The sequence below is a fragment of the Thiohalobacter sp. COW1 genome (assembly GCF_016629505.1).
Taxonomy (GTDB): Bacteria; Pseudomonadota; Gammaproteobacteria; order Thiohalobacterales; family Thiohalobacteraceae; genus Thiohalobacter; species Thiohalobacter thiocyanaticus_A.
Genome location: NZ_AP024239.1, coordinates 1582855 through 1597403, shown reverse-complemented (window position 1 = coordinate 1597403; position 14549 = coordinate 1582855). Strand labels below are relative to the sequence as shown.

The 14549-nt window shown below is 60.0% G+C and carries 9 protein-coding genes; all 9 read left to right on the top strand.

Going from position 1 to position 14549, the window contains the following annotated elements:
- Positions 1 to 12 precede the first annotated feature (12 nt).
- The 9 genes from COW1_RS07405 (at position 13) to parE (ending at position 14408) form a co-directional block, all read left to right on the top strand.
- Entirely contained in the window at positions 13 to 1290 is a 1278-nt protein-coding gene (locus COW1_RS07405; RefSeq protein WP_201345907.1) for an HlyD family type I secretion periplasmic adaptor subunit, read from the top strand.
- 167 nt (positions 1291 to 1457) lie between these two features.
- A complete protein-coding gene (locus COW1_RS07400) occupies positions 1458 to 1889 on the top strand; it encodes a hypothetical protein (RefSeq protein ID WP_201345906.1) in 432 nt (143 codons plus the stop codon).
- A gap of 25 nt (positions 1890 to 1914) precedes the next feature.
- Positions 1915 to 6246, top strand: coding sequence for a calcium-binding protein (locus COW1_RS07395; RefSeq protein ID WP_201345905.1), 4332 nt, complete (start codon positions 1915 to 1917; stop codon positions 6244 to 6246).
- Between the two features lie 311 nt (positions 6247 to 6557).
- A complete protein-coding gene (gene katG, locus COW1_RS07390; protein WP_242466515.1) occupies positions 6558 to 8819 on the top strand; it encodes a catalase/peroxidase HPI in 2262 nt (753 codons plus the stop codon).
- Between the two features lie 166 nt (positions 8820 to 8985).
- Entirely contained in the window at positions 8986 to 9405 is a 420-nt protein-coding gene (locus COW1_RS07385) for a rubrerythrin family protein (protein WP_096365677.1), read from the top strand.
- 272 nt (positions 9406 to 9677) lie between these two features.
- Complete coding sequence (locus tag COW1_RS07380) at positions 9678 to 11021, top strand: heterodisulfide reductase-related iron-sulfur binding cluster (protein ID WP_201345904.1); 1344 nt, start codon at positions 9678 to 9680, stop codon at positions 11019 to 11021.
- Positions 11022 to 11257: 236 nt separating this feature from the next.
- Positions 11258 to 11839 carry a DUF3501 family protein gene (locus COW1_RS07375; protein WP_096367516.1) on the top strand — a complete coding sequence of 194 codons (582 nt, stop codon included), beginning with the start codon at positions 11258 to 11260 and terminating at the stop codon, positions 11837 to 11839.
- 79 nt (positions 11840 to 11918) lie between these two features.
- Positions 11919 to 12491: a CNP1-like family protein gene (locus tag COW1_RS07370; protein ID WP_157745410.1), complete on the top strand. Its 573-nt coding sequence runs from the start codon at positions 11919 to 11921 to the stop codon at positions 12489 to 12491.
- Between the two features lie 24 nt (positions 12492 to 12515).
- Positions 12516 to 14408 (top strand): DNA topoisomerase IV subunit B, encoded by a 1893-nt coding sequence (gene parE / locus COW1_RS07365; protein ID WP_201345903.1) that lies wholly within the window; start codon positions 12516 to 12518, stop codon positions 14406 to 14408.
- Positions 14409 to 14549: the final 141 nt, after the last annotated feature.

The following is a 14549-nucleotide window of genomic DNA, read 5'->3' as shown; positions in this document are numbered from 1 at the left end:
TTTCTTCCCGCCGTGCTGGAAATACAGGAGCGTCCGCCCTCGCCCTTGGGCCGCGCCATCGTCTGGATCCTGATAATCTTCTTCACCCTCGCCATTGCCTGGGCCGTCATTGGTCGGGTGGACATCGTCGCTACCGCCCAGGGCAAGATCGTACCCAGCGACCGGGTCAAGGTCATCCAGCCGCAGGAACTGGCCCGAATCCAGGCCATTCATGTACATGAAGGCATGTCGGTCATGACCGGTGACCTGCTGATCGAACTGGATCCCACCAGTACCCGTGCCGACCAGAGCCGGCTGGAAACGGAGTTGGCCGCGGCGGAGCGGGAACAGGCGCGACTGGCCGCGCTGCTGGCGGTGCTCGAGAGTCGGATGGGCCTGACGCAGGCCCAGGCGAGCCTCACCGCCCGGCAGGACAAAGCGCGCCTGCACAGTGAATGGAATGCCCATCAGGCCCGACAGTCCGCCCTGGCCAGTGCCCGGCACAGCCGCAGCGCGGAAGTCGCGGCCATCGACCAGAACATCGCCAAGCTGGAATCCACTCTGCCGCTGATCGCAAAGCGTGCCGAAGCGATAAAAAGCCTGGTCGACCGCAGCCTGGCCGCCAAGACGACCTGGCTGGAACTGGAACAGCAACGCATCGAGCAACGCCAGGATCTGGCGGCCCTGCGTGAACAGCGCCGCAGCCGGCTTGCGGCGATCGAGGAACTTGAACAGCAGGCACAGAGCGGGCGGGCAGAGTTCGAAACCGGGATCATGGCCCGCCGTGAAGAGATCGCAATCCAGGTTGCCCGGTTGCGCCAGGAACTGAATAAAGCCGCCAGCCGCAATCGCCGCCAGCAACTTCGCTCTCCGGTTGACGGTGTGGTGCAGCAACTTGCCGTGCATACCCTGGGCGGGGTCGTTACACCAGCTCAGGAACTCATGAGAATCGTTCCGCGGGATGTCTCCATGGAGGTTGAGGCATGGATCATGAACCGGGATGTTGGCTTCGTCCATGAGGGCCAGCCAGCCGAGATCAAGATCGAGACCTTCCCTTTCACCAGGTACGGCGTCATCAGCGCTGAAATCCTTGATGTCTCCAGCGATGCCGTCGAGGACGAGCAGCGCGGCCTTGTCTACGCCACGCGGGTACTGATGAAGCAAACTACACTCCCTGTCAACGGTCGGCAGGTAAGTCTCAGTCCCGGTATGGCAGTCACAGTGGAAGTCAAGACCGGTACCCGGAGACTGATCGAATACCTGCTTTCCCCACTGCTGAGATATGCCGATGAGGGACTGAGGGAGCGCTGAACCATTATGAGTAAAGAGATATGCGTATGAATGATAGGTCAAGGGGATACGGGAAGAGAGTCTCTGCAGCGGTGCGTGATACGCACCTGTATCAGGTTTTTGTGGTAAGGGCTATGAGGCGCAGGACTTCGGTTGCCTGGTATTTGATATCCGCCTGGTTCGCGATCATGGCGCTGACCTGGGGGATAGAGGCCATGAATCCAGTGCTGGACCTTGATCAGATGGATATGGCGTCCGGCGTGGTCGAGAAGGTAGGGGATGTAAAGCGTGGCTGTTGCGACAAATTGTATCTGCGTACTAATGATGGTGAGCTGAAAAAATACGACTGGACGATTTATACCGAGGAACAGGAAAACTTAGCTGGTAGTAATGTAAAGGTATGGAGTCAGAGGCAAATATCAATTTTCGGTATGAGGGATGTAATTTATCAGGTCCAGTCTGGCAATCAGTATGTTGTAGATTACAAAAATATCAAGCCAAATCGTAAGAAAGGTAAGGATCAATATGATCCATGGGTTGTAGGGATATTGGGAAGTATCGCTGTTTTTCCATTGTTAAGGGTGTGGTGGGTGAACCGTAAATCTGAGCTCAATGATTAATTCTGAAAAATAAGGGAGATAGGCCATGGCTGGCAAACTCGATATGAAAACAGTTGAGATGATTAAGGACGTTGTTTCTCTGAAAACAAGTCCTGTGACGATTGCGAATACCGTAAGAAATGCGCAAGAGGGGGAGTATTCCGGAGCAGCTATTGGCGGGTTGAGCGCTATGGAATCGTTCGCGGCGGTTGCGGGAAAGTCCTTTAAAGGTGCGGCTCCAGGTTTGGTCGTGGCATCTGCTGCAAATAATATACGGCAAGCATTTGATGAAAGAAATAGAGCTGGGTATGTATCAGACCGAACTTGGATATCGCTGGCAAGTGATACCTTGGCTCTGGTGGGTGCTGTCGGTGTTGTTTCCGTGGGTGCTACAGCTGGCGGGATTGCTGTGGCAGCGACAGGAGTCATAGCCTCGGCAGCGCTCGGCATTGCTGCCCTGGCGGAGTCAGGCGGTGATGATGATATTGCCAAGGCCGCAGCTCAGTTGATCGAGCAGGTCCAGGATATCGTCAGGCAGGCGGGTGATGAATTGACCGACTTCTTCGAGGGTGTTGGCGGCAACTTTGAGGATGGGGTTGAACAATTCGGCAATGCAATCACTGATGTGGGTGAGGATGTATCGGATACTGTGAATGATGTTGCCCGTGGGGTCGATGACTTCTTCAATCCTGTGATTGAGCGACTGCGCAACCTGTTTGCCTCGGCGCAGTCACTGGGCTCCCCCATCATCCTGGATCTGGATGGTGACGGAGTGGAAACCATGAGTGTCGAAAGTGGTGTGAATTTCGATCACGACGGCAATGGGTTTGCCGAGCAGACGGGGTGGGTGGGCCAGGACGATGCTCTCCTGGTTCTGGACCGAAATGGCGATGGTCGCATCAATGGCGGAAGCGAATTGTTTGGAAATCAAAGCCGCCTTGTAGACGGTGGCCTTGCATCCAATGGTTTCGAGGCGTTGGCGGTTCTGGATGAAAATGCAGACGGGAAGATCGATCTCAATGATTCCGTATGGCACGAACTCCGTGTATGGCAAGACGCTGACGGGGACGGAAAGTCAGCATCTGATGAACTGATTGGCCTGGATACTCTGCACATCACTGCAATCCATACCGACTATTCCGAATCAAGTCTGATGGACGCTGAAGGTAATCATCACAAGCAGCTCGGCAGCTTTGGCCGTAGTGATGGCACCATTGGCGCGGCATCGGATGTCTGGTTCCAGACGGATGAGACCTTCACAGCTGCGACCGAAGAATTGGATGTTCCTGATGATGTCTCTGCATTGCCTGACTTGAAAGGCTTCGGAAATGTTCACGATCTCCATCAGGCGATCGTGCGGGATACTGACGGCGAATTGAAGGGGTTGGTTGAAAGCTTTGTTGTGGAAACAGATCCTCAGGCCCGCAATATACTCTTCGAGCAGATACTGTTCCGATGGACGGGGGCGGAGGAGAGCCTGCCTGACAGCCGTGGCAGTGAAATCGACGCGCGTAAGCTTGTAGTTCTCGAGCGATTCTTTGGGCAGGAATTTGCCGGAGGGGAAAATCCTCCCGAAAGGGCGGCTGAGCGGCTCTTGGAATCATACGATGGAATGTTCGAGCTGATGTATTCCAATTTGATGAGGCAGACGCACCTTGAGGGACTATACGATCTGATCTCCTATGAATGGGATTCTGAGACGGAATCCATAAAAGGGAATCTTGGGGCTCTGGCAGGAGAGCTTGAGGCGCGTTTTGAACAGAATGTGATCGGGACGGATGTGGTGCTGCGGGAATTCGTGCGATCGGTTGAGGGTTTTCAGGCAGCGCGGGATCTGTCATTCGAACCCCTCCGCCATCATGAATTCTTTGCGTGGCATGTCGAAGCGCATGATGTGTTGAAGGCGGAAGGCACAGTCATGAATGACGTCATGTTCGGAACATCAGGTTCAGATGCAATACGTGCCGGGGCAGGCGATGATGTCATCGATGGTATGGATGGCAATAATATCATACTGGCTGATGATGGTAACGATACTATCACAACCGGCGCTCATGACGACTTGGTCTATGGTGGAGCCGGGAATGACGTGATTGTTGATACGACAGGCTCGGATACAGTATACGGTGGTGCCGGAAACGATTGGATAACCCTGAACGGGACTTCATCGACGCGCAATCGAACCAATACCGTCTATGGCGAGGAGGGGGACGATACTATTGTTATGACGGCCTTCTCCCGTCGTAATCTGCTCGATGGCGGCGCGGGGAACGATTTGATTCGCGTCGCCAGATCTGACCCTTTCAAGAGTGCTTACTACGATTTGTCTTCGACCTTTATTGGCGGTACTGGCAACGACCGTATGGAGGGTGGTGCGGCGGGTGATACCTATATTTTCAACCGCGGCAACGGTCAGGATGTGATCAGCGATTTTGCGGATCATTATCAATATGCAACGTCAAATTTTCGTGACGACACGCTCGTGTTTGGTGCGGGTATTCAGCCCCTGGACTTCTCTGTCTCGCGCTTGGGTGATGATATGGTGATCGATATCATCGATCCCGATGATTCGGCTGCAACCGATCAGATCACGATCGAGAATTGGATCAAATCGAGCCTGGATTATGCCATCGAGCGCTTTGAGTTCTCTGATGGGGTTGTGTTGGGGATTGACGATATCCACGCACTGGCGATGCGGGGTAGCGATGCTGATGATGTGATTGAGGGCTGGAATACGCCGCTTGAGTTCGATGGCAGGGATGGAGACGATGTCATCATTGCCGGTATTTTTGATGATGTGATTTACGGTGGCGATGGCCACGACGTGATTACCGATGCGGGTGGATCCGATATTGTTCATGGAGGTGCTGGTGATGATCGGATAACCCTCAACGGCACTTCGTACAGATCGAATCGGGTCAGTTCCGTCTACGGTGAGGCAGGGAATGATACGATCGAGGTTAACGTCTATTCCCGCGATAACCGTCTTGATGGTGGTGCCGGGGATGATCTGATACGTGCTGATAGATCGGATCCCTTTACGAGCGCTCGGAACAATTATGCCTCGATCTTCTCCGGCGGAGCAGGCAACGATCGCCTGGAGGGTAGTGCAGCGGGTGATACCTATATCTTCAGCCGTGGTGATGGCCAGGATGTGATCAACGATTTTTCGGATCATTATCGATACAGCGCGTCCTACTTCCGCGATGACACCCTTTTGTTCGGCACGGATATATTGCCGTCGGATATCGATATTCACCGTGCCGGTGACGATCTGGTGATTTCAGTCCTGGATCAGCTCGGTAATAGCACTTTTGAGCGGGTTACAATCGAGAGTTGGTTTCACTCCAGCGGTGATTATGTTATCGAAAATTTCGAATTCACTAACAACGTCTTGTTCGATGCCTCAAGGCTTCAGGTGGGCGGTGAGTTGGACGATGTCATGACGGGTACTGCGAACCACGATTTATTAGCGGGTTCGGACGGTAATGATAGTCTTGAAGGTGCTGGTGGGAATGATGTCCTGTTCGGTGGTAAGGGCAATGACAACCTGAATGGTAATTCCGGTAACGATATTCTCATTGCTGGACAGGGAACCGACTTTCTCCACGGCGGTGACGGTAATGACACCCTCACCGGTGGTGCCTCAACCAATGAGGGCGATTTCGCCGGCGGTGTCGATTATCTCTATGGGGAGGGCGGTGACGATACGTTGACCGCCGGATCCAAGGCTACCTTGCTTTCCGGCGGCGACGGCAACGATACTCTGACAGGTGGCTCGGGGCGGTTCAACTACCTGCTGGGCGGCGAGGGTGATGATGTGCTGACTGCGACCAGTGACCACTGGAACACGCTCAACGGAGACAGCGGCAACGATCGGCTGTTCGGGGCCGCTGGCAATGACACGCTCAATGCCGGTGTGGGGGATGACCTCCTTGAGGGTGGCGCTGGCAGCGACAGCCTGGTCGGCGGTGCCGGCAACGACCGCTATGCCTTCAACCGTGGCGGGGGAGGCGATCGGATCGTCGACTACAATCCCCAGGATCCCGACCCGGTTGCCCATGGGGTGACAATTGACAGCCTGGAATTCGGGCATGACATTGCCCATGACCAACTCTGGTTTGCGCGTGAGGATCAGGACCTTCTGGTCTCGGTGATCGGCACTGCGGACCAGGTCAGGGTACAGAACTGGTACCAGGGCGAGGCCTACCAGCTGGATCAACTCCTGGCCGGGGATGGTCAGTTGCTGTTCAATGACCAGGTCGATCAACTGGTACAGGCCATGGCCGCTTTTGCACCCCCTGCCGCCGGTGAGCTTGATCTGTCTGCGCAATTACAGACCCAGCTTGAGCCTGCCCTGGCGGCGGCCTGGAATTGACCCTGTGCTGATCAACCCGTCATGTCGATCAGGCCGGCATGACGGGCTGATCTTGGATTTCCCGGGCCGATACTCCTGCAATAATCCAAGCATATGAATAATCATGATTTTCCGAATGGCCTGCATATCCCCCTAAGGCCGACCATGCTGGATAAGCCTGTGTTCTGATCTCGTGTGTCGACGTCGCTGAGCGGGTGGTTCCAATGCCTGCTTGACTTGGTTGAAGGCATTAATTAGATTAACTCCAAAATTAGAAAGATTCTAAATCTTGTCATAACTTCAGCGCACACACAAACAGAAGGAAAACACCCATGTCCACCCAGAGAATGAAGAGTATCCCCTTTTCTTACAGCCGGACGCCCAGGGCGACCGCTCTGGCGATTGCAGTCGCAATCGCGACCTCGGCGGCGGTGCTGTCTGGCCCGGTCGGTGCCCAGGCCGAACCCAGGTCCAACCAGTTCTGGTGGCCGGAGCAACTCGATCTCTCCCAGCTGCGCGCCCATTTGCCGCAGTCCAATCCCTACGGCGAGGATTTCGATTACGCCGAGGCCTTCGCCAGCCTGGATCTGGATGCCGTCAAGGCCGATCTCAAGACGTTGATGAAGACGTCGCAGGACTGGTGGCCGGCCGACTGGGGCCATTACGGCCCGCTGTTCATCCGCATGGCCTGGCACAGTGCCGGCACCTACCGCGTGGCGGACGGCCGCGGCGGCGCCGACGGCGGTCAGCAGCGCTTCGACCCGCTCAACAGCTGGCCGGACAACGCCAACCTGGACAAGGCCCGGCGTCTGTTGTGGCCGATCAAGCAGAAGTACGGCCGCAGCATCTCCTGGGCCGACCTGATGGTGCTGGCCGGCACCGTGGCGATGGAGGACATGGGGTTCAAGACCTTCGGTTTCGCCGGCGGGCGCAGCGATGACTGGGAGCCGGATCTGGTCTACTGGGGACCGGAAACCGAAATGCTGGGACGCGAGCGCTTCGACGACAAGGGTGAGCTGCAGAACCCGCTGGCAGCCACGCAGATGGGTCTGATCTACGTGAACCCGGAAGGCCCCGGCGGCAACCCGGACCCGATCGCGGCCGCCAAGCAGATCCGTGCCAGTTTCGGCCGCATGGCCATGAATGATGAAGAGACCGTGGCCCTGATCGCCGGCGGCCATACCTTCGGCAAGGTCCACGGCGCGCGCAGCCCGCAGGACTGCGTCGGTCCGGAACCTGCCGCAGCGGCGCTCGAGCATCAGGGCCTGGGCTGGATCAACAAGTGCGGCAAGGGCAATGCCGAGGACACCATCACCAGCGGCCTGGAAGGCCCCTGGACCGCGGCCCCCACGCGCTGGACGATGATGTACCTGCAGAACCTGTTCAACTTCGAATGGGAACAGACCCGCAGCCCTGCGGGTGCGATCCAGTGGGTGCCGAAGGGCAATCCGGCCTCCGCCATGGCGCCCGATCCCCACGTCGAGGGCAGGACGCAGTCGGTCATCATGCTCACGACCGACCTGTCGCTGAAGGAGGATCCGGCCTATCGCACGATCGCCAAGCGCTTCCTCGAAAACCCGAAGGAGTTCGAGGACGCCTTTGCCCGCGCCTGGTTCAAGCTCACCCACCGCGACATGGGGCCGCGGGCGCGCTACATCGGCTCCGACGTTCCTGAAGAAAAGCTGCTGTGGCAGGATCCGCTGCCGGAGGTCGATCATGCACTGGTCGAGGCCGGCGACATCGAACGGCTGAAGGCCACCATTCTCGACTCCGGCCTGACCGTTCCCGAACTGGTGCGCACGGCCTGGGCCTCCGCAGCCAGCTATCGCGGCAGCGACATGCGCGGCGGCGCCAACGGCGCGCGCATCCGCCTCGAGCCGCAGAAGGGTTGGGAGGTGAACAACCCGGACGAACTGGCCCGGGTGCTGGAGACGCTGGAAGGCATCCAGAGCGAGTTCAACGACGCCCAGTCCGGCGGCAAGCGCATCTCCCTGGCCGACGTGATCGTGCTCGGCGGCGCGGCCGCGATCGAGAAGGCGGCGGCGGATGCCGGCCATGAGATCGAGGTGCCGTTCACCCCCGGGCGTGCCGATGCCACCCAGGCGATGACCGATGTCGAGTCCTTCGCGGTACTCGAGCCGAAGGCCGATGGCTTCCGTAACTACTACACTCAAGGTGCTTACGGTTCGCCCGCCGAAATGCTGGTTGAGCGCGCCGATCTGCTGACGCTGACGGTACCGGAGATGACCGTGCTGGTCGGCGGCATGCGCGCCCTGGACGCCAACACCGGCGGTGCCGACCACGGCGTGTTCACCGACCGGCCCGGTACGCTGAGCAATGACTTTTTCGTCAACCTGCTCAGCATGGATACGAAGTGGACGCAGTCGGGTGACGGAGGCACCTATGAGGGCCGCGACCGCGCCAGCGGCGAGTTGAAGTGGACGGCCACGCCGGTCGACCTGATCTTCGGTTCGAACTCCGAACTGCGCGCGGTGGCCGAGGTTTATGCCGCCAACGACGGCAGGGAGAAGTTCGTCGAGGACTTCGTTGCCGCCTGGACCAAGGTCATGACCCTGGACCGCTTCGATATGTGATCGATGCCGCTCCTGCGCTGGAGGCCGCCCGGCCTCCAGCGTCCCTGCGAGCCGGGCGGGCCGTCCGCTTGACTTCGCAACGGGAGTTGGACTAGAGTCACCCGTTACTTAGACAGAGTCTAAATTTAGGGCAACCGCTCATACCCCTGAACAGGAGGAAGTCACTATGGAACTGAAAGGCAGCAAGACTGAACAGGCATTGAAGGACGCCTTCTCCGGCGAGTCCCAGGCCAACCGTCGTTACCTGTACTTCGCGGCCAAGGCCGACGTCGAGGGCTACAACGATGTCGCCGCCGTATTCCGCTCCACCGCTGAAGGCGAGACCGGCCATGCGCACGGCCACCTGGAGTACCTGGAAGCCGTCGGCGACCCGGCCACCGGCCTGCCCATCGGCGGTACCTCTGAGAACCTCAAGGCCGCCATCGCCGGCGAGACCCACGAGTACACCGACATGTATCCGGGTATGGCCAAGGACGCGCGCGACGAGGGCTTCGACGAGATCGCCGACTGGTTCGAGACCCTGGCCAAGGCCGAGCGTTCCCACGCCAACCGTTTCCAGAAGGCGCTGGACAACCTCGACGACTGAATCGGCCGGCCTCGGCTGAAGAAGCACCATCCGGGGCCGGTATCAACCGGCCCCGTTTATTATTGCTCAGGGATCAGGATATATGGCTACACTGACACGGCGTCATTCCCGCGCAGACGGGAATCCATATACCGCCACGGTTACTGGGTCCCCGCCTGCGCGGGGACGACGGCGTCTTGAGTGCTGCAGCCAATATTCCTGACTGCTGTGTAAAGGTTGGGTCGGATGCGAAGCACCGTAGTCCAACACGACATGGGTTGTAGGAGACACGCATGAGCACACCACGTGAAGGCAGCCTGGAAGCGCCGCAGCGACATCCGCTGGACTGGAAGAGTGAGGAGTTCCACGACGAGTCCGCCCTGTTCAGCGAACTGGAGCGGGTGTTCGACATCTGCCACGGCTGCCGGCGCTGCTTCAGCCTGTGCAATGCCTTTCCGACCCTGTTCGACGCCATCGACGAGTCCGATACCCTGGAGCTCGACGGGGTGCCGAAGAAGGTCTACTGGGACGTGGTCGATCACTGCTACCTGTGCGACATGTGCTTCATGACCAAGTGTCCCTATGTGCCGCCGCACGAGTGGAACGTGGATTTTCCGCACCTGATGCTGCGGGCCAAGGCGGTCAAGCACAAACAGGGCAAGACCCGGCCACGCGACAAGCTGCTCACCTCCACCGACCTGGTCGGTCGTCTGGCCGGCATCCCGGTGGTCTCCGGCATGGTCAACAAGGCCAACCGAATGCCGGCGGCGCGCAAGCTGCTGGACAAGACCCTGGGCGTGCATCCCGACGCCCTGCTGCCCCAGTATCACAGCAAAACCCTGCGCAAGCGGGCGAAGGGGCATCAGTCGCAACACAATGCGGCGGAGGCGGCCGGTCCGACCCGCGGCAAAGTGGCCCTGTTCGCCACCTGCTACGGCAACTACAACGAGCCGCATGTGGGCGAGGATCTGATCGCCGTGTTCGAGCACAACCGCATCCCGGTGCGGCTGGTGGAGAAGGAGCAGTGCTGCGGCATGCCCAAGCTGGAACTGGGTGACCTGGAGGCGGTGGAGAAGGCGAAGGACGTCAATATACCGCAGCTGGCCGGACTGATCGATGAGGGCTGGGACATCGTCGCCCCGGTGCCGTCCTGCGTGCTCATGTTCAAGCAGGAACTGCCCCTGATGTTCCCGGATGACGCGGATGTCGCCAAGGTTCGCGACAATATCTACGACCCGTTCGAATATCTGTACCTGCGACACAAGCACGACAAGCTGGATACCGATTTCAAGCAGCCGCTGGGCAAAATTGCCTACCAGGTGCCCTGCCACCTGCGGGTGCAGAACATCGGCCTGAAGACCCGCGACGTGCTGCAGCTGGTGCCCGATACCGAGGTGCAGGCCATCGAGCGCTGCTCCGGCCACGACGGCACCTATGCGGTCAAGTCCGAGTTCCACGAGATCTCGATGAAGATCGTCAAGCCCGTGGTCAACCGGGTGAAACAGGCCGAGGCCGACCACTACAGCAGCGACTGCCCGATGGCCGGGCATCAGATCGAGAACGGCCTGCAGTCGGGGCAGGGGCCGGAGCATCCGCTGACCCTGCTGCGCAAGGCCTACGGATTGCCGGGCGCATGAATTGACCGTGGAGGTGTATGAGCCACGGATAAACACGGATCAGAACCGAATGGCACTACTTCTGCCGCGTCATCCCCGCGAAGGCGGGGATCCAGCGTTTGCAGCTCTGCCAGGCACTGGATTCCCGCCTTCGCGGGAATGACGGATTATTAGAGGTTTCCTGAATTAATTCGTGTTCATCCGTGGCTGAAAAATCCACAAAAGCCTGAATGAAGCGTAACCGGAAGGTAACCATGATGGAAAAACTGACCCGCGACGATCTCTATTCACTGGAGAAATATTCGGAAGTGCGTCCTGAGTTCCGCAGCAAGGTGCTCGCGCACAAGAAACACCGCAAGGTCGCCCTGGGGCCGAACGCCACCCTGTATTTCGAGGACCGCCTGACCATGCAGTACCAGATCCAGGAGATGCTGCGGGCCGAGCGCATCTTCGAGGCCGAAGGCATCGAGGATGAACTGGCCGCCTACAACCCGCTCATCCCCGACGGCAGCAACTGGAAGGCCACCTTCATGATCGAGGTGTCGGATCCCGAGGAGCGCAAGCAGCTCCTGGCCAGGCTGGTCGGGGTCGAGGACAAGGTCTGGGTGCGCGTGGGCGAGCACCCGGCGGTCTATGCCATCGCCGACGAGGACCTCGAGCGCGAGACCGAGGAAAAGACCTCATCGGTGCATTTCCTGCGTTTCGAGCTCACTCCCGAAATGGTCGACGCCATCAGGAACGGCGCCGGGGTGAGTGCCGGTATCGATCATCCCGAATTTCCGCACCAGGTCGAACTGCCGTCGGCCGTGGCCCGGTCGCTGGCCGCAGATCTGGACTGACACTGGCTCTCCCACGGCGTTGTGGCCTTGTCAGCTTCGTGGGCTGTACAATGTCGCCACCATGCCGACCGGAGACGCCGTGAACAGTCATCGAATTCCGCGTATCGCCCGCCGGGCCGCCGCCGTGCTGGCGCTGTTCCTGCCCGGGATCTTCGTGACCGCCCAGGCTGTGGACGAGGACGTCTATCCCCAGCATCAGTACGTCGAACCGGATGAAGACCAGGAATGGAAGGAACTTGAGGTCCGGCTGCCGCCCTTTCCCGAGGCCGATCAGTTCCGTGCCCTGCCGTCTCAGCTGCCGAATACATCCCTGGAGCTCCAGCTCGACCCCGACTCCATCCGCGTCGACGAAGACGGCGTGATACGTTACCTGCTGCGCATCCAGTCCCCCAGCGGCGCCGGCAACCTGTTCTATGAGGGGCTGCGCTGCAACACCGCCCAGTACCGTACCTATGCCTATGCCACCAGCGCAGAACGCTGGCAGCGCATGCGCGGTGACGACTGGCAGGCCCTGGACGCCGGCGGGACCACCCGTTTCCGGCGTTTTCTGTACCGGCATTATTTCTGCGAGCCGGGCGTCGGGTATCTGTCCGAGGACGAGATCCGCAAGCGGGTCCGCTACGGTGCACCGCTGTTTTACGATGACCCCTGACAAGGACCGCCTGATCCGTTTCCCATGAGCCAGCAAGCCTACGATTCCGCCTCCATCGAGGTCCTGAGCGGCCTCGACCCGGTGCGCAAGCGCCCGGGCATGTACACCGATACCTCCCGTCCCAATCACCTGGCCCAGGAGGTGATCGACAACAGCGTCGACGAGGCCGTGGCCGGTCATGCCAAACGCATCGATGTCACCCTGTACAAGGACGGCTCGCTGGAGGTCAGCGACGACGGCCGCGGCATGCCGGTGGACGTGCATCCCGAACAGGGCGTGCCGGGGGTGGAGTTGATCCTCACCCGGCTGCATGCCGGCGGCAAGTTCTCCAACAAGAACTACCAGTTCTCCGGTGGCCTGCACGGCGTGGGCGTGTCGGTGGTCAACGCCCTGTCGAAGCACCTTGAGGTCTGGGTCCGGCGCGCAGGTAAGGAATACAACATGGCCTTCGCCGGCGGCGACAAGGTCTCCGAGCTGGAAGCGATCGGCACGGTCGGCAAGCAGAACACCGGTACCACCCTGCGCTTCTGGCCCGATCCGAAGTATTTCGATTCTCCGAAATTCTCCCTGCCGCGCCTGAAGCACATCCTGCGGGCCAAGGCCGTGCTCTGCCCCGGCCTGCGCGTGCGCCTGCACGACGAGGCCGGCGGCGAGAAACTGGAATGGCAATATGAAGGCGGGCTGCAGGATTACCTGACCGAGGCCCTGGGCGTGACCGAACGCCTGCCCGAGCAGCCCTTCACCGGCGATCTGGCCAGCAGCCACGAGGCCGCCGAGTGGGCCCTGTGCTGGCTGCCCGAAGGCGGCGAGCCGGTAGCCGAGAGCTATGTCAATCTCATCCCCACCGCCCAGGGCGGCACCCACGTCAACGGTCTGCGCACCGGGCTGACCGAGGCGCTGCGCGAGTTCTGCGATTTCCGCAACCTGGCCCCGCGCGGCGTGCGGCTGGCGCCCGAGGATGTCTGGGACAAATGCAGCTATATCCTCTCAGTCAAGCTGCAGGACCCGCAGTTCTCCGGCCAGACCAAGGAGCGGCTGTCCTCGCGCGAATGCGCGCCCTTCGTCTCCGGCGTGGTCAAGGACGCCTTCAGCCTGTGGCTGAACCAGCACACCGAGGCCGGCGAGCGCATCGCCATGCTCGCCATCCAGGCGGCCCAGAACCGGTTGCGCGCAGGGAAGAAGGTGGTGCGCAAGAAGGTCACCTCCGGCCCGGCGCTGCCCGGCAAGCTGGCCGACTGCACGGCGAGCGACCCCAAACGCACCGAACTGTTTCTGGTCGAGGGCGACTCGGCCGGCGGCTCGGCCAAGCAGGCGCGCGACCGCGAGTTCCAGGCGGTGATGCCGCTGCGCGGCAAGATCCTGAACACCTGGGAGGTGGACCCGGCCGAGGTGCTGGCCTCGCAGGAGGTGCACGACATCGCGCTCGCCATCGGCGTCGATCCCGGCTCCGAGGAGCTCAAGGGCCTGCGCTACAACAGGATCTGCATCCTGGCCGATGCCGACTCCGACGGCCTGCACATCGCCACGCTTTTGTGTGCCCTGTTCGTGCGCCACTTCCGCCCGCTGGTCGAGGCCGGGCATGTGTATGTGGCCATGCCGCCGCTGTATCGCATCGACGTCGGCAAGCAGGTGTTCTATGCCCTGGACGACGCCGAGCGCCAGGGCGTGCTGGACCGCATCGCCGCCGAAAAGCTCAAGGGCAAGGTCAATGTGCAGCGCTTCAAGGGCCTTGGCGAGATGAACCCCATGCAGCTGCGCGAGACCACCATCAACCCCGACACCCGCCGCCTGGTGCAGCTGGTGCTGGAGGCGGGGGACGACACCAATGCCCTGATGGACATGCTGCTGGCGCGCAAGCGCGTCCCCGACCGCCGCGCCTGGCTGGAGCGCAAGGGCAACCTGGCCGATGTGCCGTGAAGATCAAGAGCGCCACGGAATACACGGAAAACACGGACATGATTAAGATTGAGTCTGAGTCTTCTTAGACGTTCCCCGTCATTCCGGCGAAGGCCGGAATCCAGAAACCGCTGCGGTCAATGGATTCCGGCCTGCGCCGGA